This is a genomic window from Paenibacillus sp. JT31N11 (assembly GCF_056269285.1).
This window is the reverse complement of sequence record NZ_JBWDNQ010000007.1, coordinates 193089-215384: the sequence shown is the minus strand read 5'-3', so window position 1 is coordinate 215384 and position 22296 is coordinate 193089. Positions and strand designations below refer to the sequence as shown.

Sequence of the window (22296 nt, the reverse complement as noted above, 5' to 3'; positions counted from 1 at the left end):
GGCGGGAGGAAACGGTATGAAAGAGGCATCAGAGCTTTATGACGTGACCATTATAGGCGGTGGACCTGCAGGGTTGTATGCCGCCTTCTACAGCGGCATGCGGGATATGAGAACCAAGCTGATCGAGGCAAAAGAAGAACTCGGCGGAAGAACGCTCATCTATCCGGAGAAAATGATCTGGGATGTCGGCGGAGTTCCGCCTATCCGCTGCGAGCAGTTAACCCGTCAAATGATCCGGCAGGCCTGCACATTTGATCCTGCGATCGTATTGGGGCAGCAGATTAACAAGCTGGAGCGGCTGGAAGACGGTACGATGATTGTGACCGCTGAAACCGGAGAGCGCCATCATACCCGGACGTTGATTTTAGCGGTGGGGTACGGCGTATTGAAGCTTGCGAAGCTGGAGATCCAGGGAGCGGAACGCTACGAGGCCGCCAATCTGTATTACACGGTGACGGAAGTGGAAGGCTTTCGCGGCAAACGGCTGCTTATCTCCGGCGGAGGGGATTCCGCGGTGGATTGGGCCAATGAGTTGGAGCCGGTTGCCGGGCAGGTGACCGTGGTGCACCGCCGCGACCGTTTCGGCGGGCATGAGAAGAGTGTAAGCCGGATGAAGGAATCGTCCGTCGATGTAAGAACGCCCTATGCGGTTACGCAGCTGCATGGCAGCGGAGGACGGATTGAAGCGGTATCGATTGAGCGCGTGAATCCGGAAGGCCAACTCTCCGGAGAAGCGGAACGGCTGGAGATCGATGCTGTGATCGTCAATCATGGACTGCGCGGCGACAGGGGGCCGATTGCTGGATGGGGTCTGGATATGGGGGAATGGAATATTAATGCGGATGAGAAGCTGGCGACCAATCTGCCCGGTGTCTTCGCGGCGGGGGACACGGCGAATTACCCGAGCAAGCTCCATCTGATCGCCGGCACATTCACGGATGCGGCCCTGGCAGTCAACAGCGCCAAATTATATATGGAGCCGAATGCGCCGAAGACGGCATATGTCTCCTCGCATAATAGCAGATTCAATGAGAAGAATGAGGCTTTGGGCGTTTCGGAGGAAGAGGCGCATCGCTGAGAACATCAGCAGGTGGTTTGTTTCAGGGGGAGGAGGGAAAGGAAGCTGCAGACTCTGTTATCTATCGGCGGGAAGCAGATGAACGATCAGACCGTGAGAAGCCGCCGCTTCGCCCGAGCAGCGAGCGCCCAAAAGCGGTATAATGGCATAAACCCGCCCGCTAAAGGGGCATTTCACCGGAAAAGGAGTGGACAGGGTATGGCCGCACCAGAGGACGGATGGCCGATCGTTCATAGTGTCGGGGATATCGTCATTAAAGCCGGTTTTGTTCTGGATGCGCGGACCATCGAGGATTATGAACTGGTTTATTTTCCCGTGGGCACGGATACCGTCTACGAGCTTGAGGGCAAGCCGCATATACTGAATGATCCGTGCTTTGTTTTTACGCGCCCGGATGAACGTCACCGCTATTGCTTTGACAAGGAGAAGAATGTGCGCCATCTGTTCGTGCATTTTGATTACGAGGTGCTGCGCCTGACGGATAACCGGCTGATTTCGCTCCTGCATGATCGTGCCGTGCATCCGGTCCGCCCGAACAGCCTCATTCCCGACCTGATCAGGCAGATGCTCCGCATTTCGGGCAAGCAGTCCCTTCATTGGAAAAAGCGGCTGTCCGTTCTGCTCGCGGCGGCGCTTGAGGAGCTGAGCGCATCGGCGGATCAGCCGCTCGAGGACACCCTGCTTCAGGTGCCCATCCAGATCACGCGGGCCATCGCATATATGGAGGAGCATCTTGACGAGGCGCTGACGATTGAAGATATCGCCCGCCAGACAGGCTGGTCGCATGAGCATTTTACCCGGATGTTCCGGGCAAGCGTCGGCATGACGCCCAAGCGGGCACTGCTGGAGCACCGCCTGAAGCGGGCGGAGCAGCTGATGCTGAACGGCCAGTGGTCGGTCAAGCAAATTTCCTATGAAGTCGGCTTCGGCGACGAGCATCATTTCTCCAAAACCTATAAAAAGCTTCGCGGAATCTCGGCTTCCGACTATATTCAACAATGCCGGAACCCGATTTTCCGCCATATGGCCGAGTCTGCCGGTACGGAAGCGCCATACACGGTGAACCGTCATATTGTGGTCAATAACCATATCAAATAAATACATCGTTTTGCCGGATTGCTCCATTGAGAACGCTCTCTTGCATGATGCACAATGATAGTGAAGGCAGCTGATGTGGAGGGATACGGCAATGGGCAAATTTTACACACCGAAGTCGCGCCAGCGAAACGATCGTTATTTGGTAAGCGTGGATGAATATAAGCATTACCATCGCGAAGGATATGTCGTCGTCAAGGGTCTCGTATCAAAAGAAGACATCGGCAGGCTCTATCAATTGGCAGAGCAAACGCGATTGGACAGCAAGGAGAAAGTCAAGGCTCCCGATCCGGACAGCAAGGATCCGCTGAAGGAGGAATTCACCAACCTGACGCGCGTTCATATGCTCTCCAGGCTGGATCCCGTGGCCGAGCAAGGGCTGCTTAATCCAAGAATCCTGGATGTGACGGAAGCCCTTATCGGGCCCGATGTCTATGCGGTTCAATCGATGATGTTTCTGAATCCGCCGGGACGGGGCGGACAAGGCTGGCACCAGGACTCCTGCTACATCAAAACGCACCCGGATACGCTGATCGGAGCATGGGTCGCACTTGAGAAGGCGGATGAGGAGAACGGCTGCCTCTGGGTGGTGCCGGGCTCCAATCATGAGCCGGTCTACCCGCCGGAAGGAATGGGCGGCGGCAATGTTCATGCCCTGGATGCTTTCGGGGATTTGAACGCGGTGCACAACGTCAGTCATCTCGATGATGAGGTAAACACACTCTCGAGAATCGTGGCGAAATACCCGCCAGCGATACCGGTGCCTATGGAAGCGGGGGATGTTCTGTTCTTCCATTCGCATCTGTTTCACCGGTCTTATCCGAACAGGACGGAGGACCGCTACCGCCGCTCGTATGTCTGTCATTACTGCAGCGCCCGTTCCTGGGTGCCCTGGGATCATGACGGGTATGAAGGCGATTCCGGCAATTACCGGCAGATTCTGGCCCGCGGCCGGACGCATCTGCCTTACGCGAAGCCTGCATTCGGGACCGAGGTGTTCCTCGCGGAAGAGAACGAGTCTGCGGACAGCGTAACCATGATGGGCATGGATAACGGCATGATGATGCCGGTCGCGCAGAAGAAGGACTAGAGTAATAGCAGAAGCGGGAAGCAGCCATCCCAAAAGAGATAGCGAGTCACATCCGGGCAGCGTGCAAAGACGCCTCCAAGACCACTGTATCAGTGGCGCTGGAAGCGTCTTTTTGACAGCCCTACGGCTCAGATCGCCTGCAGCCCTGCCTGGTTCAGCAGATTCCACGGCTTGTTGTAATGCGGCTGGAAGAAGAAGTCGACGAAGCTCAGCTCATCCATGGTCATCTCATTCTGAATGCACACCGACAGCGTATTGATAGCCTGGGTCAAATCCGCCTTCGACATGATCTGGGCGCCTATAATCCGTCTTCCGTTCTCTTCATAGACGACCTTGAGCAGCACCTGCTCATAAGTGGGCATAAATTCCGGACGATAATTGTCATTGATTGTGACAGATTTCACAATCATCCCCGCAGAACGGGCGGCCTGTTCGGTCATGCCGGTCGAGGCGATATGATAATCGTAGATTTTGATGCCCGACGTGCCCTGGGTTCCCATATATTTGACCGTCGGCTTCACCAGGTTGCGGGCAATGAGAGCGCCCATCCGGACAGCATTGGTAGCCAGCGGTATATAGGCGTCCTGGCCTGTCGGATTGTAGTGGATCGCGCAGCTGTCGCCTGCCGCAAACACGTCAGAACAGCTGGTACGCATATATTCATCCACGAAGAGAGCGCCGTTGTCCAGCATATTCGCCTGCCCCTTGAGCAGCTCCGTATTGGGGCGGAAGCCGATGCACAGAACGACAAGATCGGTTTCATATTCCCCGGCCGTTGTCACAACCCGCGTGACTTTTCCGGCTTCGCCTGTAAAACCGGTAACGCCCTGCCCCAGCGCCAGCCGGATCTGGCGGCTTGTCAGCTCTTCCTCGACCCGCTCTGTATACTCGCGGTCCAGATATTTGAACAGCACGCGGTCGGTATTGTCGATGAGCGTGACTTCCTTGCCAAGCTGCTGGAAGGCTTCAGCCAGCTCAATGCCGATATAGCCTGCGCCGACAACCGTGATCTTGGCGGCGTCTGCCGCTTTCTGGATAATCGTCTGGGAATGGGCGTAGTTTTTGCACAGCAGGATATTCGCAAGCTCAATGCCAGCGAGCTTCGGGATAATCGGCCACGAGCCGGTGGTCATGACCAATTTGTCGTAGCGGTCGTAGAGGATTTCGCCGGTTGTGAGATTTTTGATCTGCACCTTCTTGCCGATCGTATCGACCGCCAGCACGTCATGCCGCATCCGGGTGACAACGCCCATTTCGGCCAGCTGCGCCGGATTCGCGTAAAAGAGCTGAGCGGCATCCTTGACAATGCCCCCGACATGAAGCGCGATCCCGCACGAGAGAAAAGAAATATTATCATTGCGTTCATAAACGACAATCTCGGCATCGGGATATAATTTGGCCATTTGGGTAGTGGCGGCCGTGCCTGCATGTGTACAGCCTATCACAATAATCTTCATATGAAGCGCCTCCTCGATATTTGCTATTGTGATTAAATTCACAATGTACTCTACTATGTGATTTATTTCACAATACTTTATTGCTTTTAGTATACGCCTCCTGCCGGAAAATGACAAGGGGTCAGCGAAATATGGGCGATTTGTACGAAAGGATGACGTTTGTCATACTCCCGAGTGTGACGTTTATGACTGTGGCAAATGGAAAGCGTTCTCTATAATGAAAGTAGGAAGTTATAGCGTAGCGGCTTATTTCATCCTACAAGAGCATCATACCCAGGAGGCATATGCGATGAATAAAGCCGGAAACATAGCCCAATTGAAAGAAAATATGACCCCATTTGAAAAAAACGATAAAAAGTCAAGCGTGAAGCAGCTGATTAACACGCTTGCGCCGCTTGTCCTGCTCTGGATTGCCGCGTACCTCAGTATTTCGGTATCCTACTGGCTTACTGTGCCTATCGCCATTGCGGCATCAGGTTTTGTCATCCGCACCTTTATTATTTTTCACGACTGCTGCCACGGATCATTCTTTAAAAGCCGGCGGGTGAATGATATCCTTGGCACCATTACCGGCGTTCTGACGCTGGTGCCTTACCAACAGTGGAAGCTGAGCCATTCCATTCATCATGCGACGAGCAGCAATCTCGACAAACGGGGAACCGGGGATATGTGGATCCTGACTGTGGAAGAATATAGGGCTGCCCCCCTGCTTCGCCGGATCGCTTATCGGTTGTACCGGAATCCCATTGTGATGTTCGGTATAGGACCGATCTTCGTGTTCCTGATTCAATACCGCTTTAACCGCAAAGGGGCAAAACGCAAGGAGCGTATCAACACTTACGTGACCAATGTTTCCATAGCCGCCTTGTACGGGCTGCTGATATGGGCTATTGGCTGGCAGGATTTTCTTCTGATCCAGGGCCTTGTCTTCTTTGTTTCTGGTTCGATGGGCATCTGGCTGTTTTATGTGCAGCATCAGTTTGAGGATTCGTATTTCGAGAATGAAGAGGAATGGAGCTATGTGAAGGCCGCAGTAGACGGCAGCTCCTATTATAAGCTTCCCAAGGTTCTGCAGTGGATCACCGGAAATATCGGTTTTCACCATGTTCATCATCTGAGCCCCCGGGTACCGAACTATAACCTGGAGAAGGCCCATAATGCTTCATTGCCTCTGCAGAAAGCGACGACCATTACCATTGCCGCAAGTTTGAAATCGCTTCAATTCCGGCTGTGGGATGAGCAGAACAAAACATTTGTCGGCTTCAAAAAAGTCAGACGTTTGCTGAATCCCGCGGATGCCTCGGCAGGCGCAGCCAGCACACTCAAAAGCGGCATTAAAGGCGGCAAAATAATAAAACCTGCCGTAAAGGTCGAGAATAACTTATAATTAATACGTGCGCCAAGATAAAGGTGGGGAAGCCCATGCAGAAGTGGTATCAGATTTTTCATAAAAACACGGGAATCATCCCTTATGTTTGGGTCGTTCTCTACATTCTTCCTTATTACTTTATATTCCGCTCTTCCTCGACGTATGAGGTCATGGTCGGGGGCATGCTCATCGCCGCTTTTTTTATCTGCTACGTGCTTTCCTTTATTTCAAAGGGCTGGCCGGTATATGTGTGGATCAGCATCCAAATTTTGATCTCGATTGCCATGAGCTTAATATACGGTTACGTATATTTTGCTATATTTTTAGCTTTTTTTATCGGAAATATCAAAAATCGCGCCGGATTTATTACGCTGTACGCCATCCATCTATCCAGCACGATCATCACCATCAACTTCGGGTTCGTCTCCAAGAATCCCGTTATCATTACCCAGCTGCCCTTCGTGCTTATCAGTCTCATTGCCGTCATTCTTCTTCCGGTGACCACCTACAACCGGAACAAGAGCGACAAGCTGCAGGAGCAGCTGGAGGATGCCAACAAACGGATATCCGAGCTTGTGAAGCTGGAGGAACGCCAGCGGATCGCCAGGGATCTGCATGATACGCTGGGACAGAAGCTTTCCCTGATCGGCTTGAAGAGCGATTTGGCTCACAAATTAATCGCCCAGAACCCGGTTCAGGCCCAGAGCGAAATCGACGATGTCCGGGTAACGGCGAGAAGCGCCTTGAAGGAAGTCAGGAAGATGGTTACGGAAATGCGCGGAACAACCGTAGAAGATGAGATTTTCCGGATCAGGCAGATTCTCAAGGCCGCCGGTATCGAGTTCACGCTGGAGGGAGATCCCAGGCTGACTGACACTTCCCTGCTGAACGAGAATGTCGTGAGCATGTGCCTCAAGGAAGCTGTAACCAATGTGGTTAGACACAGCAGCGCTTCCGCCTGTTCCGTGAGGCTTGATCCTTCGCCCGCAGGCTTAAGAATCACCGTGAAGGACAACGGCGTCGGCATAGGCGATCCCACCACCTGCATGAGAGGAAACGGTCTTCAGGGGATGAAAGAGCGTCTTGATTTTGTGAACGGCAGTCTGGACATTCATTCAACTGCTGGTACGACCCTCGTGATAAACGTCCCGAACGTCTTGAAACAACAGGTACAGGAGGCGGAGGTATGATTCGAATCGTAATTGCCGAGGACCAGCGGATGCTGCTTGGAGCGCTTGCTTCCCTGCTGGACCTTGAGGAAGATATGCAGGTTGTCGGGAGAGCCAACAATGGCGAGGAAGCCGTCAAGCTTGTCAAGCTTCTTCGGCCTGACCTTTGTATCATGGACATCGAGATGCCCATCAAGAGCGGGCTGGACGCTGCCGAGGAGCTGAAGGGCTTCGGATGCAAGGTGATGATCCTGACCACCTTTGCCCGTTCCGGCTATTTTGAACGCGCGCTCAAGGCCGATGTGCACGGCTATTTATTGAAGGACAGTCCCAGCGAGGAATTGGCGGATTCGATCCGAAGCCTGATGACAGGCCGCCGTATTTATGCATCGGATCTGGTGGACGAGGGCTATAGCGAAGAGAATCCGTTAACGCTCCGGGAGAAGGAAGTGCTGGCGTTAATCGCCGACGGCAAGAACACGAAGGATATCGCCAGCCACATGGACATTACCACAGGAACCGTCCGCAATTATATATCCGTCATTCTGGATAAGCTGCAGGTCACCAACCGGATCGAAGCGATCACACGCTTCAAGGAGAAGGGTTGGTTTAAATAAAGGAGTGAGCTGATGAGAGCAGCATTTATTTCGGATATTCATGGCAATTCCGTCGCGCTTCAAGCCGTTCTGGAGGACATCCGCAAGAAGGCCATCGATCAAATCTATGTGCTTGGCGATCTATGCTACCGCGGACCCGATCCGAAAGGCTCTCTTGCTCTGGTCCAGTCGCTGCATACCCGCGTTATTAAGGGAAATGCGGACGAGTGGGTCGTCCGGGGCGTTCTTCCAGGGGAGGTTCCCGATAAGGTCATCGACATGATGAATACGGAGCGGGACTGGACGGTGTCACAGCTGGATCAACAGGATATCGGATATTTGAACGGGCTGCCGACCAGGCTTCATCTGGATATGGAAGGCGTCTCCGTCAGTGCGTTCCACGCCACGCCGGACAGCCTGTTCGACGTTGTTCTTCCAGGCGGGGAGGACGAGCTGCTGGAGGAGAAGCTTATGTCGGGGGCGGATGCGGATATTTTCATATATGCTCATATTCATAAGCCTTACATACGTTATATCAAAGGCAGGGTGCTTATGAATATCGGGAGCGTAGGCCTGCCATTTGACGGGATGAAGAAAGCCTCTTACGCCATTGTCGAGGCGGTTCAGGGTTCAATCAGCTGTTCAATCGAGCGTGTTGATTTTGATATCGAAGAGGTTATCCGTCAGTATGGGGAAGGGCAGTATCCCAATGCCGAAATGATGGCAAGAATCCTGCGCAATGCCAGCGTGAATCTGTAGCGGGGCGGAAAAAGCGCAGTCTTCAGGCAGCTTTCCTCCCAGCTGCAGCAGCTTGTTAACCCGGACATCGTCAATTCAATTCCTTATTCACCATAAAAAGAGGCGCTTCGATTTTTCGAAGCGGCTTTTTTTCATAGCATAGCAATATATATAATTTTCCATATATTGCTTATATTTGAATTTTCATGCTCCGCCAGAGGACGGCGCCAGCCAATTCTTCTTGTTCCCGGCTAATTTCCCGCTGACAACACTGCGATAACACATCGGGGGTATGATGGAGATAGCCGGCTTTATTTTGTTTGCCAAGATAGCATCCAAATGCCTGTCAGGTTGAGGAAGAAACCAACTATGCCGTCAGAGGGAGGCAAGGCTGTTTCTTCCTGCGGTATAGGATTCCAAATCCGCTGCCGGTAAAAAGCTCAAATGGAAGGGGCGAGGTTGATTTGGAAAACAAAAAATGGTACAAGCGGTTTCTGCTTTCCCACCTCTCGACTCTGTTCGTCTCCGGAGCCGTCATTATCGCGATCGTTTTTGCCGTTACATACAACAATGTGGTCAAGGAAACCGAAAAGACCAACCGCACGTATGCGGACCATGTCGTGGACGGCATGACGACCTCGCTCAAAAATATCGAGCTGATGCTCGCCAATCAGATCGTCAAGAACGAGGCGATCAACGATTATTTCAACGGCAGCGCCTACGAGCCGAGTCTGATCAACTACAAAGCGTCCAGTGAAATTGCCAAGATCCGCAACAACCCGCTGATTCATTCGATTTACTTTTACAGAAACAAGGACCAGATGGTGCTGACAGGCGGATATGCCGCGAAGCTTGAGGACTTTACGGACAGGCAATTTGTACAGGAGGTGCAAAATAAGTCCCAGAGCGTCCACTGGTCGCCCATCCGCAAATATTCCGAGTTTCCGTTGATCGATCCGCCGGAGAGAATTATTTCGATTACCAAAAACTCCATCGGCAATGAGGGCATCATCGTGCTGAACGTAAAGGCCGATCTGCTGCTGTCGATGGCAAGCAAGCTCAGAGGCGGCACCAAGGAATTCATGGACATCACCGACGGGCAGGGCAGCCCGATTTATTCGACGCGTCCCGCCTCGCCGAGGGCGAAGCCGCTCACTGATCTGGAATCGGATTACATCGGCTGGCATTATTCGAGCGGAACGATCAGTACCAATCTGTTTGCTCAGGCTGCGATACGCTCACTGATGCCCTTGGCGATCATTATCCTGTCTCTGGCCGCCATTATTGCGTATATCATGTATGTCACCCGGAGAAACTATCAGCCGATCGAGAACATTGTAAGGCGGGTTTCATCCTATCAGCAGGAGACAAAGGCGGCAAATAGCGACGAGTTCTCGATTATCGAGCACGCATTTGACACGATGATGGTCCGTATGGATTTGATCGACCGGCAGGAGGCCGAGAGCGTGCATGTCAGGCGCAAGCAATTTTTCTTTGAGCTGCAGGAGGACGAGAAAACCATCCCCATGCAGGAGTGGCAGGAATACGCCCGTCTGTTCGGATTGCCGGAGGATAAGTGCGGTTTGGTAATCGCGATTATGGAAATTGATAAATATGTCCCTCTGCTGCGTCGTGACCGGCAGGAACTGCTTGCTTCCAAGGAACAGCTGGACAAGGCGGCCGGGAAATGGCGGCATTCCGGCGCAATGGTCGTCGGCTCGGAGTGGATATCCGGCGACCGGTTGGCTCTCCTGGTTCAGGTTCATCCGGATCCGGAAGCCAAGCCGCATCCCATCGACGCCATGATGGAAAGGCTGCGCAAATGGGCGGCGGGCGATCTGGTCTTCTCGGTAACGATCGGTATCGGCTCGTCTGCAGATGATTGGCCGGATATCAAGACGTCCTTCCGCGAGGCACTCGCCGCTCTTCAATATAAGATGACAGCCGGAAACAACCGGATTATCGTCTATCAGCAAATCAAAGACAAGGAGAATCGCGTCGATTCGCTTTATTTCAAATGGCTGGAGGATCTGATTCATCATTTCCGAATTCCTGCGCCGGCCTGGATGGACGATTTTGCCCGGATTTTCGATCATCTGGAGGAGCGGGTGCTGAGGAACGAAGAGATGCAGCTGCTCCTGAACTATTTGACCCACCGTTTCGCCCGCGAGATGGAGGAGATATCGCCGGAGATCAATGAATATTGGGATACGGTCACCTATCCACGGATGGCAGAGGCGCTCAAGGAGACGGGGGCAATGACGGAAATCCGGGCAATATATGAGTCGCTGATCGGCGAACTGTACGATAAATACGTCACGATTCTGGAATCCGGCAGCAATACCCATATCATCTATGATGTGAAAAAGTATATCGAGGACAATTACGCGAATTCCGACTTGTCCCTGAATCATATCAGCGAACGGTTCGGCATGAACGGGAAATATGCCAGCCAGCTGTTCAAGGAAGAATTCGGTGTCAAGTTTGTCGATTTTCTGATCGGGCTGCGCGTTGGCCAGGCACAAAAGCTGCTGCGTGAAACCGATCAATCGATCAATGAAATTTCGCGGCAGGTCGGATACGAGCATGCCATTTCCTTCGGCAGGATTTTCAAGAAAATGGTTGGCGTGTCTCCCGGCGACTATCGCAGGCTGATGCACCCCAGCAGAACGCAAGAGGGAATGTGAAAAGCCGGAAAGCTAGGCGTTATGCGGGTTTTCGGGGATTTCCGACCTTTCGTATGTTCACTGAATTTCGTTTGCTCCATACAAAACTCCAGGCAGATGCGCCAATCTGCTTTTTTGTTTGTTCCGCGGAAACGTGTAAATTGCCCTGCTTTTTGAGAAGCGCTATAACTTGAGATGCAGAGAAGAAACGGCTTGCTCCGCCCTTCCTTATGAGGCGCAGTAAGTTTCTTCACTCAAAAATATAAGCAAAGTGCAGGTCGAATTCTATGCTTTCTTATATTTTAAAAAAAGATGGCGAGGTGTTTTATGAGAAGGAAAGGGTTGAGTATGATGCTGGCGGTTGTCGCATCGTTCGGTCTGCTGGCGGGATGCTCGCAGGGCGGGAATGAGGCGGGCAATTCCTCCGCATCGGCAGGGGGCTCCACGGCGAAGCCGGAGCAGGTTACCTTGAAGGTCGGTATTTTCGACAGGGGCAATTCTCCTGCGGGAGTTACCGTAACCGACAATTATTGGACTGATTATGTGCAGACGAATTTCGGCGATCCGAACAACATTAAAGTGGAATTCGTGCCGATCCCGCGTACGGACGCCACCGACAAAGTCAATGTCATGATGTCCAGCGGCGACGCCCCGGATATCGTATTCGCCAACACGAACGTGCTCACATCCTACGGCTACGCCAAGGACGGAGGACTGCTGGCCCTTGATGATCTCATCAATCAGTATGGTCCGAACCTGAAAAAATATCTGGCTCCCACGCTTGACCGCGGCAAGGTGGAGGGCGTTCAATATTCGATTCCCGGACGACGCGTCAATACGGGCAAATATGAGAATCTCATCCGTCAGGACTGGCTGGACGAGCTGGGATTGCCGATGCCGAAGACAACGGAAGAGGTCTATCAGACCTTAAAAGCGTTCAAGGAAAAGGATCCCGGTCAGACGGGCGGCAAGGTTATTCCCCTCGGCTTCTCGCTGACGCCTGCATCCATCGAGCCGATTGTCTGGTCCTTCATTCAGGACGGTCTTACGGACGAGCAGCGTTACACGCTGTCGGAGAGCATGGGCTATCCGCTTCTGCTCCCAGGGCATAAGGATGCTGTTGAGTTTCTGAACAAGCTGTACAACGAAGGACTGATGAGTCCCGATTTCGCGCTGGACAAGGACGAGAAACAGGTCTTCCAGGATGTCATGACGGGTAAAGTCGGCATGTACAGCGACAATCTGGGCAACAGCTACAATGCGACACCGGGCATCGCCAAGGTGCTGACGCAGAACGTCCCTGACGCCAAGCTTGTCCCTGTTGATCCGTATACGAATAACGCCGGCAAGCATCTCAAGCCGGAATATGATCCGACGGGCTTCTTTTTGATGGTGCCGGCATCCAGCAAGCGCGGAGCGGAAGCGATCAAATATCTCGACTGGATGGCGCAGCCGGATGTCCTGTTTGCGCTGATGAACGGCGTCGAAGGCGAGGACTATACGCTGGAGGACGGTCTGCCGCACCGCATCGAATCCGATGCGACGAGCAAGCGGATGTACAATTCCAGCGACATTACAATGATTACCCAAGGCGAGGACTTCGGCAGCGACGAGAAGAATTGGGCGGCGGCGGCGGCGTCTGTGCCTGAGGAATTCCAGCAATATGTGAAGGACGCCTACAAGATGTCGCTGACGGATACGATCAATTATGCGAACTTTACGACGCCGATCGAGGCGGAGAACAAGTATATGCCAACGCTGCAGGACAAGTACGATGAAATTATCGTGAAGAGCGTGATGGCAAAGCCGGAGGCTTTCAACAAAACCTACGACGATCTGCTCAAGGATTATATGGCAAGCGGCGGCGACGCCATTGTGAAGGAACGCACGGAAGCCTTTCAAGCGATGAAGAAATAACAGCAGGAGCATTAAAGTCCGGTGAATAACAGGCGGAGCAGGCGGAAACAGTCTGGAGAAGCGCAAGCCGCAAGCTTTCGTAAGAAAGCTGCTTCGGGAGCATCTACAGGGTACAACAGCGATCTCGACAAGCGACAAGCGATAGATATGCTTGCAGTCGCCCCGCGAGTATCGGACGACGTTTTTCGCATGCGCAGCCTGTCTTTTTCACCGGGCTTTTAATTCGCGAAGCAGCAAGGAGTGAGCTGGATTGAACAACAAAGGCCTTTATTTCTACCGTAACTGGCAGCTGTATGCCCTGCTGGTCCTGCCGCTCGCCTATTTCCTGATCTTCAAGTACGGTCCGATGTACGGCATTCTGATCGCCTTTCAGGACTACAATCTGTTCAAAGGCGTCAGCGGCAGTCCCTGGGTCGGGCTTGACGTGTTCCGGGAAGTGTTCGGGATGAGCGGCTTCTATGAAGCGCTGCGGAACACCTTCATGCTCAACATACTGGATCTGATCGTATCCTTTCCCGCTCCGATCGTGCTTGCGCTGCTGCTGAACGAGCTGAGCGGACGCCGGTTCAAGAAGCTGGCGCAGACGGCGTTGTATCTGCCCCATTTCCTGTCCTGGGTTATTATCGGCGGGATCATGTATCAGGTGTTTGCAACGAATACCGGTATTATCAATCTGCTGCTCGGCCATTTTGGCATCGATCCGATTCCGTTCCTGACGAACAAATACGACTGGCTTATTACGTATTTGGCTGTCGGCGTCTGGCAGAGCGCGGGCTGGGGGACGATTATCTATCTGGCCGCCATTACCGGCGTCAATACCGAGCTGTACGAAGCCGCCGCAGTCGACGGGGCTGGCCGGATGCGCAGGATGTGGTCAGTGACGCTTCCGGGGATTCAGCCGACCATCGTCGTCCTGCTCATTCTCAAGATCGGCGAAATTGTCCAGATCGGCTTTGACCGGCCGTTTGTGATCGGGAATGTGAGCGTCCGGGATTTCTCGGAGGTGATCAGTACCTTCGTGTACAAAATGGGGATACAGACCTCGCAATTCTCGCTTGCGACCGCCGTCGGTCTGTTTCAGGCTCTGGTCGGCATTGTGCTGCTTCTGGGAGCGAACTATATCGCCAAAAAAATAACCGAAAACGGAGTATTCTAAACGATGGCTGAGAACACTCGACTGATAACGGCCCGCAAAGGGAGGCCCTTCGAGGCTGTCAACGTAATCCTGATAGTTGTGCTGGTGATCCTCTGCCTCGCTCCCTTGTTTCATATCGCTTCGGTGTCGCTCAGCTCCAACAGAGCGATACTGTCGGGAGAAGTGACGGTTTTTCCAAGGGGCATCAATATGGAAGCCTACCGGAAGGTATTTCAGGACGATACGATGATCAGATCGCTTGGACTGACGCTGGTGATGACGGCAGGCTACACCTGTCTGGCCATGCTGATGACGATCGCTGCGGCCTATCCCTTATCCAAGAGGCTGCGGGGCAAGAAGTTCTTCATGTTTCTGATTTTGTTCACGATGTTTTTCAGCGGCGGGACGATTCCTGATTATTTGCTGATCAGGGGTCTGCACCTGACGAATAATATCGGCTCGCTCATACTGCCGACGATGGTAAATCCGTTCTTCCTGATCATTCTTATCACGTTCATCCGCTCGCTCCCGGCAAGCCTGTCGGAGGCAGCCGAGATGGACGGAAGCAGCCATTTTCGGACGCTTGTCCAGATCATTCTGCCGCTGTCCATGCCGGCGCTTGCCACGCTTAGTCTCTTCTATGCGGTGGGCCGCTGGAACAGCTTTATGGATGCGCTCATGTATATTACCAATCCCGAGCTGTATCCCATTCAGCTCAAGCTGTATCAGGTCATCGTGAACAGCATGACCAACGATCCGCTGTCGATGCAGGGAGACCAGCTGGTCTCGATAATGCCGGAGAGCATTAAAGCGGCAAGCATCATGTTCGCCACGGTGCCGATTCTGATCGTGTACCCGTGGCTGCAGAAATATTTTATCTCGGGCGTCATGCTGGGATCGGTGAAGGAGTAGAGACCCGATATGAACAAGGTAACGGACAAGGGAGAGTTTTCTTTTTCTACCTGCTGGAACATCAAGAAGCACCGGGATGGCCGGGCCATGATCGAAGAGATCAAAGGACTCGGGTTCGGCGGCGTGGAGCTGAACTATAATGTGACGCGCGAGCATCTGGAGACGATCGAGCCGATGATTGACAGCGGAGGGATCCGCATATCCAGCGTACATCATGCGTTCCCGTTCGTCGACGACAAGGAGTACGACACGGATTCCGTCATGCTCGGCTTTGAGGATGAAGAGAAACGCAGGCGCGCAGTCGACCTGCTGAAGCAATCCATTGAATATGCGGATCGTTACGGGGCGGAGGCAGTAGTCGTTCATCCCGGCGAGGTGCCGTTCCCGGTGAATATCGATTCGCAGCTCAAGCAGATCTACCGCGAGCAGGGCCGGGATTCGCAGGAATACCGGGAGCTGTGGCAGGAGATGACGGAGAGGCGGGAGAAGCTTGCCCCGTCGTATCTGAATCGAATCCGGCACAGTCTGGAGGAGATCAGTGAATTTGTGGCCAGAAAAGGCTATCGCGTCGCCATCGGCATCGAGACGCGTGCCCGCTGCTACCAGATTCCGACGCTTCGGGAGGCCGGGGCGCTTATAGAAAGCCTGAAGGGCAGCCCGGTCGGGCTCTGGTACGACATCGGACACGCCATGATGATGGACCGGATGGGCCTGTACGACAATTTGCGCGACCTGCGGGAGGTCAGTACCCATATCGTCGGCGTTCATATTCACGAGACGATCGGACTGTCGGATCACTGGTGCCCGTATGTGCACAGCGGGGATGACGTCTATTTCGACCATTTCCTCGAGGTCATCAAGCGCGCGCCAATCAAGGTATATGAACTGAAATCACAGTGTCTGCCTGAAGAAATCGAACAAAGCCATAATCGTATCACCCAAAAAACAGCTCTCCTGGAAGGATGAATATAACAATGAATAACGAATGGATTTCCAAATACGCCCCCTATATTTATTTTGACAACAACGAGCCTTTCTTCCCTGTCCGTGTCGGCGTTACCGTACTGGAAGAGGCGGGACCTTCTCCCTCGACGCGCAGAATCTTCGAATTTGAAGACCCGCAGGTCAAATATCTGATCGAATATGCAATCTATTGGGATTACGATATCCAGCATCTTTACGAGCTGGAGCATGTATGGATCTATGTCGGACATGACGGCGAAGTAGTGGATTGCGACGCCAGCTTTCACGGCCGGCATTTCAAAGGACTGCTCCACGACCGCAGCAATCTGGTGGACGGCACCCATGTCAAGCTGTATTCCCAGCCCGGCAAGCACGCTTTTCTGCCGCAGCCGGATATGTTCTATCTGCTGCCCGAGCTGATGACCTGCACGTATGAAACGGCTGGACGGCGGGGCCTGCTCATCACCGGTCCGTTCGACGGCGTCTATACGACCGATGACGAGACGGACCGGCTGGTGGAGCAGTACTTGAAGACGCGCCGTTTCAAGCCATCCATGGAATTTACCGAGTATCGCATCGATCCCGCCTTGTATGTGACCTGGGCTGAGCTGCATGCGGAAGTGCCGCTGCGCATCAAGGACAGATTGGTGGAAATCAGAGAGCTGCTGGGAGGTGGCCAGCAATGATGGATAAAGTAAAGGTTGGCGTGATCGGCTGCGGGTCCATCGCCTCCGGCAAGCATTTGCCCTCGCTCAGCAAGCTGGAGCAGGTCGAGCTGTGCGCGTTCAGCGATATCGTGCCCGAACGTGCCCGGCAGGCTGCGGATAAATTCGGCGCTTCCGGAGCCAAGGTCTATGCGGACTATCGCGAGCTGCTGGCGGATGCCTCCATCGATGTCATCCATGTATGCACCCCTAACGACGCCCATGCCGAGGTATCCATCGCGGCGCTGGAAGCGGGCAAGCACGTCATGTGCGAGAAGCCGATGGCGAAGACGGCAGCGGATGCCCGCCGCATGGCGGAAGCGGCCCGCCGTACGGGCAAGAAGCTGACGATCGGCTACAACAACCGGTTCCGTCCGGACAGTCTGTTCATGAAGAAAATGTGCGAGAACGGCGAGCTGGGCGATATTTATTTTGCCAAAGCGCATGCTCTACGCAGACGGGGCGTACCGACCTGGGGCGTCTTCCTGGACAAGGACAAGCAGGGCGGCGGGCCGCTTATCGACATCGGCACCCATGCGCTCGATCTGACCCTCTGGCTGATGAACAATTATGAACCGCGCGTCGTGCTGGGTTCGGCTTATCACAAGCTGTCACAGCGCGAGCAGGCGGCGAACGCCGCCGGTCCATGGGACCCGAAGAAATTCACGGTTGAGGATTCGGCATTCGGAATGATCGTGATGAAGAACGGCGCTACGCTCATGCTGGAATCCAGCTGGGCGCTGAATATGCTCGATACGCGGGAAGCCATCTATACGCTGTGCGGAACCGAGGGCGGAGCGGATGTGAAGGAAACGCTGCGCATCAACGGAGAGAAGTTCGGGCGGCTGTACGATACCGATATTCAATTCAACGTCAAAGGCGCGGACTTCTTCGAGGGCCGCAAGGAAAGCATGCACGACAAGGAGATCCGTCTCTGGATCGAAGCTGTTATGAATGATACGGAACCGATGACCACACCGGAGCAGGCCTGCGTCGTATCTGAGATTATTGAGGCAATCTATGAATCGAACCGTACCGGGAACGCAGTCTATTTTGACTGATCCGGTCGATGGGAGGAAGGGATAAAATGATCCGGACAGCAATATTGAGCTTCTGGCATGTTCATGCCAAGGATTACGTGCTGCAGGCGCAGCAGCATCCGGATATCGCCATTGCGGCCGTATGGGATGAGGATCCGCAGCGGGGACGCATGCACGCGGATACGCATCAGGTTCCCTATTACGATAATCTGGCGGAGCTGCTGGCTGAGCCGGGCATCGATGCGGTCATCGTAACCGCGCCAACGACGATGCACCGGGATATTATGGTGGCGGCGGCGAATGCAGGCAAGCATATTTTTACGGAAAAGGTGCTTGCCCCTACCATCCTGGAGTGCAATGAAATTATGGCGGCCGTGGATTCCGCAGGAGTCATGCTTACCGTATCGCTGCCACGGCTGAATACGCCGTTCGCACAGGCTGCGCAGGAGGTTATCGGCAAAGGTCTGCTCGGCAGGCTGACGTTGGCCCGAATGAGGCTGGCACATAAAGGCGCGCTTTCGGAAACCGGGCTGCCGGCGTATTTCTACAGCCTGGAGCAGTGCGCAGGCGGCGCGATGATCGATCTCGGATGCCATCCGATGTATCTGACGCGCCTGCTGCTCGGCATGCCGGAGAGCGTCAGCGCAAGCTACGGTTATGTAACCGGCCGCGAAGTGGAGGACAATGCCGCAGTCGTGCTTCGCTATCCTGACGGTGCTCTTGGTATCGTCGAGGCGGGGTTTGTGAACCCGTTCTCGCCGTTCACGCTTGAAGTACACGGGACGGAGGGCAGCCTGCAGTATTCCGCTCACAGCCGCAAGCTTATCGTCGCGGGCTACGCTAACGGCGCAGATCCTGTTTCGGAGTGGCCGCTGCCCGACGCGCTGCCAACGGCGTTCGAGCAGTGGGTATCGAGTATCCGCAGCGGAATTCCGGGCACCCGGAATATGGAACTTGCGCTTGATCTGACCCGGCTGATGGAGGCCTCCAATCTGTCGGCGCGTTCGGGCGGAGCGGTAAGTCTGGCCGATCTGAAGGAGTAGCATTTATCAATGACTGTTCGGGCAATATGCGCTTGGCTTCTTTTAAGCGATGCGGCTTTGAACGAGTTGCGCTTGGACAGATTGTTTTAGAATTCAAAGAAGACCACCTGGGCGAAGTTAGACACCCGGGTGGTCTTCTTTGTTTGAGAAACGAACAACCAGAAACAACAAGTAAAGCATTGCTGACGGGAAGCAGGACAGTGTGATCGTTATCCAGCAGATACGATCATTACAAGCTCAGGTTATTCATGCCCGCCTCTGCATAGCGGGTTCCCTCCGCCACGCCTTTGGGGGCGATTTCGTCGATCAGCTTAAGCTCGTCCGGAGTGAACTGAATTCCAAGCGCGCCTATATTCTCCTCCAGATACTTTCTCCGCTTCGTACCGGGAATGGGCACAATGTCGTTGCCCTGAGCCAGCAGCCAGGCCAGCGCCAGCTGCGAAGGCTGACAGCCTTTAATGGCGGCCAATTCCTCGATCTTGCTGACAAGGTCCAGATTCTTGTGGAAATTGTCGCCCTGGAATCTCGGGGAGTTCCGGCGGAAATCATCCTCCGCAAGATCATCGAATTTCTTAATCTCCCCGGTCAGGAACCCGCGTCCAAGCGGACTGTACGGGACGAAGCCGATGCCGAGCTCCCTGCATGTCGGCAGGATCTCATCCTCGACATCCCGGCTCCACAGCGAATATTCCGTCTGCAGGGCCGTAATCGGATGAACCGCATGGGCTCTGCGGATGGTGGCGGGACCGGCTTCGGATAATCCGATGTATCGCACCTTTCCTTCGCGGACGAGATCGGACATAGCCCCAACCGTTTCTTCAATCGGCGTATTGCGGTCTACGCGATGCTGGTAATAAAGATCAATATGATCCGTTCCAAGCCTGCGCAGGCTCGCTTCGCAGGCAGCCTTCACATATTCGGGACGCCCATTGATGCCGATCATCTTGCCTTCCTCGTTCCATTGGTTGCCGAACTTGGTCGCGATCACAACTTCGCTGCGGCGCTTGGCAAGCGCCTTGCCGACAAGTTCTTCATTCCGGCCTGTTCCATACATATCCGCTGTATCAAAAAAAGTAATACCCAGCTCCAATGCGCGTTCGATCGTCAGGTTCGATTCCTCGTCGTCCCGTCCGCCGTAGAAAGCGGACATGCCCATACAGCCCAGGCCCAGCGCGGACACTTCAAGATTTTTACCAAGCACTCTCTTATTCATCATCTTCCTGATACACCTCCGCAAAATGGATATTACAGCAAGCTCTTCTCGTTATATTGTTTACATAAGCTTTTTCAAAGATTCCTCTAATGTCACTGAACCCGAGACAAGCTCAGTTCCTTGGCGCTCAAAGTCAATCCATCCGTTATTAAAGCCGTCCAGCATTTCAATTCTGCCATGTATCCGTCCGGCAATCCCGCCCTGGCTGATAAAGAGCTCATCCCAATCAGCACGGGGAATGGGAACGGCCTCTACCTTGCGATTCAGCAGCCTGCCGAGCACAGAAGCAATATCATCGGGGGAATAGGAGTCTGGTCCCTGCAGTTCAAGATAGCGCGTGCCTTCCCAGCTTTGCTGAAGGGTTTCGGCTGCAATTCTGCCGATATCCAACGTCGAAATCATCGGTATCTTACGATCCGATGGGGAAAGGAAACCGGGAATTTGTCCTTCTCTCCGCGCAGGCTCAATATCCCAGAAAGAATTGTCCATGAACCAGGCTGCGCGCAGAAATGCCGAAGGAATAGACAGCCGCCCAAGCTCCTGCTCCAGGATGTGAAGAGATTCAATAATTCCAAGTCCGTGATCGCGATGCGCGCCTACAGAGGACAAAGCAACGAACTTCGGCGGAACTGCGGCTTCAAGCGCCCTGCGTATGGATTCCGCAACCGCTCTTGTTTCGGGAAATCCATCCTCCGGATAAAAATAAGGCGGATTCATAACGAATACACCTTTCACGCCTGTAAAAGCTTCCTGCAAGGCTGCAGAGTCGCGATAATCCGCAATCGCCGTCTCGGCGCCGCGTTCACGCCATGCTTTGGCCTTTTCTTCATTCCTTACGATGGCTCTAACCTTCTTGCCTTCCGCCAGCAGCGCCTCGGCTGCAGCACCCCCGACTTGTCCTGTAACACCCATAATGGCATACATCTGCAATCATCTCCCCAAAACAACAACATTATTTGAAGACTGGACCTCTTGCACCTAGGATCTGCTTGTTAAACCACTCATCAGCAGTTTCCAGGTAATTTCATAATTGATGTCGGAATCGGATAATTCCCATTCCCCCGCATGACTGGGATGATGGAAACGGGTCGTAGCCAGATAAAATGCCCGTGCGCTCTCCCGCGCATCGCACGGTGCAAAAACGCCTGCGGCAATACCGTCTGCAATAATGACAGTCAACTGTTCCAGCATGTCCTCGACATGACGATGCAGCAAGTCGGCCGCTTCAGCGGTCAGAGCCATATACATGGCGAAGAGCTCCGGATCGGTTAAGGCCCGGCTGCGTTTGAATGCCCGCAGAGTATCGAGCCAGCTTCGCAAGCGGATTTCAGGTTCGTCATTATTGGCTACAATGGCATTCAGCGGCTCCATGACATGGTTCAGCCACCGCTCGGCCATAGCTTCGCGGAGCGCAGCTTTATTGTCAAAATGCCTGTAGATCGCTGCATGACTGACACCGAGCGCCCGGGCCACGTCGGACAAGTTGGATTTGGCCATTCCGAATCGCCGGAGAACTTCTTCAGCGGCATCAAGAATGGATGTCCGGGAAATCGTGGAGTCTGCGATGATAAATTCCTCCTTTCCTATGAGGATATATTACTGTTTCAAGTTTCATGTGTCAAGTTACATATTATATAAATTGTAACTTAATTTTTTGAATGTATAAAAACGCCTGGTGTATTCCCATCCGGGATAGAGACCAGCGACAAATCAATCCATTACCACGTTTCTCATGTTCTCCGGCAAGGCGGAGGAGGCAATGAATTTCTACATCTCTTTATTCGGCCAATCCGAGGTAAACAGTATCATGCACCATGAGGACGGGACGGTCATGCATGCTGTATTCGCCCTAAGAGGTCAATCGTTCATGTGTATAGACAGCATCGTCGAGCATGCTTTCACATTCACACCGGCCATCTCCCTGTTCGTATCCTTTGAGACTGAAGAAGAAATCAACCGCATCTTCGAACGGTTGTCCGAAGGCGGTCAGATCTTGATGCCGCTTGCTCCATCTCCCGTGAGTGAGAAGTTTGGCTGGGTAGCGGATCAATACGGCGTTTCCTGGCAGCTCAACCTGGCAAAAGGTTAATATGCCCGACTGATTCAGCCGT

General features: G+C 53.5%; 21 protein-coding genes. 17 read left to right on the top strand and 4 right to left on the bottom strand.

Annotated features, from left to right (window positions below; all coding sequences use genetic code 11):
• The first annotated feature begins 16 nt into the window (after window positions 1-16).
• The 3 genes from AC0YNV_RS23575 to AC0YNV_RS23565 all read left to right on the top strand — a co-directional run bounded on the left by AC0YNV_RS23575 (window position 17) and on the right by AC0YNV_RS23565 (window position 3263).
• Window positions 17-1078, top strand: coding sequence for an NAD(P)/FAD-dependent oxidoreductase (locus AC0YNV_RS23575; RefSeq protein WP_475770195.1), 1062 nt, complete (start codon window positions 17-19; stop codon window positions 1076-1078).
• A 198-nt stretch (window positions 1079-1276) separates the two neighbouring features.
• Window positions 1277-2176 (top strand): helix-turn-helix domain-containing protein, encoded by a 900-nt coding sequence (locus tag AC0YNV_RS23570; protein WP_475770194.1) that lies wholly within the window; start codon window positions 1277-1279, stop codon window positions 2174-2176.
• Between the two features lie 91 nt (window positions 2177-2267).
• Window positions 2268-3263, top strand: a complete 996-nt coding sequence (locus AC0YNV_RS23565) for a phytanoyl-CoA dioxygenase family protein (protein WP_475770193.1) — start codon at window positions 2268-2270, stop codon at window positions 3261-3263.
• Between the two features lie 128 nt (window positions 3264-3391).
• Here AC0YNV_RS23565 and AC0YNV_RS23560 read toward each other — a convergent pair whose 3' ends face one another.
• Window positions 3392-4720 (bottom strand): FAD-dependent oxidoreductase, encoded by a 1329-nt coding sequence (locus AC0YNV_RS23560; RefSeq protein WP_475770192.1) that lies wholly within the window; start codon window positions 4718-4720, stop codon window positions 3392-3394.
• A 289-nt stretch (window positions 4721-5009) separates the two neighbouring features.
• Between AC0YNV_RS23560 and desA the strand changes: the two genes are divergently transcribed.
• The 13 genes from desA (at window position 5010) to AC0YNV_RS23495 (ending at window position 18972) form a co-directional block, all read left to right on the top strand.
• Window positions 5010-6107, top strand: coding sequence for a Delta(5) desaturase DesA (gene desA, locus AC0YNV_RS23555; RefSeq protein WP_475770191.1), 1098 nt, complete (start codon window positions 5010-5012; stop codon window positions 6105-6107).
• Window positions 6108-6142: 35 nt separating this feature from the next.
• Entirely contained in the window at window positions 6143-7279 is a 1137-nt protein-coding gene (locus tag AC0YNV_RS23550) for a sensor histidine kinase (RefSeq protein WP_475770190.1), read from the top strand.
• Window positions 7276-7875: a response regulator gene (locus AC0YNV_RS23545; RefSeq protein ID WP_210038738.1), complete on the top strand. Its 600-nt coding sequence runs from the start codon at window positions 7276-7278 to the stop codon at window positions 7873-7875. The genes AC0YNV_RS23550 and AC0YNV_RS23545 overlap by 4 nt, the downstream gene beginning before the upstream one ends.
• Before the next feature lie 12 nt (window positions 7876-7887).
• Complete coding sequence (locus tag AC0YNV_RS23540) at window positions 7888-8613, top strand: metallophosphoesterase family protein (RefSeq protein WP_475770189.1); 726 nt, start codon at window positions 7888-7890, stop codon at window positions 8611-8613.
• 443 nt (window positions 8614-9056) lie between these two features.
• Window positions 9057-11279 carry a helix-turn-helix domain-containing protein gene (locus AC0YNV_RS23535; RefSeq protein ID WP_475770188.1) on the top strand — a complete coding sequence of 741 codons (2223 nt, stop codon included), beginning with the start codon at window positions 9057-9059 and terminating at the stop codon, window positions 11277-11279.
• A 327-nt stretch (window positions 11280-11606) separates the two neighbouring features.
• Window positions 11607-13175 carry an extracellular solute-binding protein gene (locus AC0YNV_RS23530; protein ID WP_475770342.1) on the top strand — a complete coding sequence of 523 codons (1569 nt, stop codon included), beginning with the start codon at window positions 11607-11609 and terminating at the stop codon, window positions 13173-13175.
• 21 nt (window positions 13176-13196) lie between these two features.
• Complete coding sequence (locus AC0YNV_RS23525; RefSeq protein ID WP_475770187.1) at window positions 13197-13397, top strand: hypothetical protein; 201 nt, start codon at window positions 13197-13199, stop codon at window positions 13395-13397.
• 28 nt (window positions 13398-13425) lie between these two features.
• Entirely contained in the window at window positions 13426-14331 is a 906-nt protein-coding gene (locus tag AC0YNV_RS23520; RefSeq protein ID WP_379113514.1) for an ABC transporter permease, read from the top strand.
• A 3-nt stretch (window positions 14332-14334) separates the two neighbouring features.
• Window positions 14335-15222 carry a carbohydrate ABC transporter permease gene (locus tag AC0YNV_RS23515; RefSeq protein ID WP_475770186.1) on the top strand — a complete coding sequence of 296 codons (888 nt, stop codon included), beginning with the start codon at window positions 14335-14337 and terminating at the stop codon, window positions 15220-15222.
• 9 nt (window positions 15223-15231) lie between these two features.
• Complete coding sequence (locus AC0YNV_RS23510) at window positions 15232-16188, top strand: sugar phosphate isomerase/epimerase family protein (protein WP_475770185.1); 957 nt, start codon at window positions 15232-15234, stop codon at window positions 16186-16188.
• An 8-nt stretch (window positions 16189-16196) separates the two neighbouring features.
• Window positions 16197-16871, top strand: a complete 675-nt coding sequence (locus AC0YNV_RS23505) for a hypothetical protein (protein WP_475770184.1) — start codon at window positions 16197-16199, stop codon at window positions 16869-16871.
• Window positions 16868-17950: a Gfo/Idh/MocA family protein gene (locus AC0YNV_RS23500; protein ID WP_475770183.1), complete on the top strand. Its 1083-nt coding sequence runs from the start codon at window positions 16868-16870 to the stop codon at window positions 17948-17950. The genes AC0YNV_RS23505 and AC0YNV_RS23500 overlap by 4 nt, the downstream gene beginning before the upstream one ends.
• 26 nt (window positions 17951-17976) lie before the next feature.
• Window positions 17977-18972, top strand: a complete 996-nt coding sequence (locus tag AC0YNV_RS23495) for a Gfo/Idh/MocA family protein (protein ID WP_475770182.1) — start codon at window positions 17977-17979, stop codon at window positions 18970-18972.
• A 229-nt stretch (window positions 18973-19201) separates the two neighbouring features.
• On the opposite strand, the gene AC0YNV_RS23490 is transcribed toward AC0YNV_RS23495, so the two are convergent.
• Genes AC0YNV_RS23490 through AC0YNV_RS23480 form a run of 3 tightly spaced genes read right to left on the bottom strand, consistent with a single transcriptional unit; the run spans window position 19202 to window position 21721 of the window.
• The gene (locus AC0YNV_RS23490) at window positions 19202-20185 is read right to left on the bottom strand and encodes an aldo/keto reductase (protein ID WP_475770341.1); all 984 of its coding nucleotides are present in this window, start codon (window positions 20183-20185) and stop codon (window positions 19202-19204) included.
• Window positions 20186-20245: 60 nt separating this feature from the next.
• Window positions 20246-21109, bottom strand: a complete 864-nt coding sequence (locus AC0YNV_RS23485) for an NmrA family NAD(P)-binding protein (protein ID WP_475770181.1) — start codon at window positions 21107-21109, stop codon at window positions 20246-20248.
• A gap of 54 nt (window positions 21110-21163) precedes the next feature.
• Window positions 21164-21721: a TetR/AcrR family transcriptional regulator gene (locus AC0YNV_RS23480; RefSeq protein WP_475770340.1), complete on the bottom strand. Its 558-nt coding sequence runs from the start codon at window positions 21719-21721 to the stop codon at window positions 21164-21166.
• 181 nt (window positions 21722-21902) lie between these two features.
• Here AC0YNV_RS23480 and AC0YNV_RS23475 point away from each other — a divergent pair, with 181 nt between their 5' ends.
• Window positions 21903-22274, top strand: coding sequence for a VOC family protein (locus tag AC0YNV_RS23475; protein WP_475770339.1), 372 nt, complete (start codon window positions 21903-21905; stop codon window positions 22272-22274).
• The last annotated feature ends 22 nt before the right edge of the window (window positions 22275-22296 follow it).

What these genes read in the sequence shown, in the direction of transcription:
- AC0YNV_RS23575 (WP_475770195.1), top strand. Translation starts at nt 17, where the DNA reads ATGAAAGAGGCATCAGAGCTTTATGACGTGACCATTATAGGCGGTGGA.
- AC0YNV_RS23490 (WP_475770341.1), bottom strand. Translation starts at nt 20,185, where the DNA reads ATGAATAAGAGAGTGCTTGGTAAAAATCTTGAAGTGTCCGCGCTGGGC.
- AC0YNV_RS23495 (WP_475770182.1), top strand. Translation starts at nt 17,977, where the DNA reads ATGATCCGGACAGCAATATTGAGCTTCTGGCATGTTCATGCCAAGGAT.
- AC0YNV_RS23505 (WP_475770184.1), top strand. Translation starts at nt 16,197, where the DNA reads ATGAATAACGAATGGATTTCCAAATACGCCCCCTATATTTATTTTGAC.
- AC0YNV_RS23570 (WP_475770194.1), top strand. Translation starts at nt 1,277, where the DNA reads ATGGCCGCACCAGAGGACGGATGGCCGATCGTTCATAGTGTCGGGGAT.
- AC0YNV_RS23530 (WP_475770342.1), top strand. Translation starts at nt 11,607, where the DNA reads ATGATGCTGGCGGTTGTCGCATCGTTCGGTCTGCTGGCGGGATGCTCG.
- desA (WP_475770191.1), top strand. Translation starts at nt 5,010, where the DNA reads ATGAATAAAGCCGGAAACATAGCCCAATTGAAAGAAAATATGACCCCA.
- AC0YNV_RS23550 (WP_475770190.1), top strand. Translation starts at nt 6,143, where the DNA reads ATGCAGAAGTGGTATCAGATTTTTCATAAAAACACGGGAATCATCCCT.
- AC0YNV_RS23540 (WP_475770189.1), top strand. Translation starts at nt 7,888, where the DNA reads ATGAGAGCAGCATTTATTTCGGATATTCATGGCAATTCCGTCGCGCTT.
- AC0YNV_RS23510 (WP_475770185.1), top strand. Translation starts at nt 15,232, where the DNA reads ATGAACAAGGTAACGGACAAGGGAGAGTTTTCTTTTTCTACCTGCTGG.
- AC0YNV_RS23545 (WP_210038738.1), top strand. Translation starts at nt 7,276, where the DNA reads ATGATTCGAATCGTAATTGCCGAGGACCAGCGGATGCTGCTTGGAGCG.
- AC0YNV_RS23515 (WP_475770186.1), top strand. Translation starts at nt 14,335, where the DNA reads ATGGCTGAGAACACTCGACTGATAACGGCCCGCAAAGGGAGGCCCTTC.
- AC0YNV_RS23500 (WP_475770183.1), top strand. Translation starts at nt 16,868, where the DNA reads ATGATGGATAAAGTAAAGGTTGGCGTGATCGGCTGCGGGTCCATCGCC.
- AC0YNV_RS23565 (WP_475770193.1), top strand. Translation starts at nt 2,268, where the DNA reads ATGGGCAAATTTTACACACCGAAGTCGCGCCAGCGAAACGATCGTTAT.
- AC0YNV_RS23485 (WP_475770181.1), bottom strand. Translation starts at nt 21,109, where the DNA reads ATGTATGCCATTATGGGTGTTACAGGACAAGTCGGGGGTGCTGCAGCC.
- AC0YNV_RS23560 (WP_475770192.1), bottom strand. Translation starts at nt 4,720, where the DNA reads ATGAAGATTATTGTGATAGGCTGTACACATGCAGGCACGGCCGCCACT.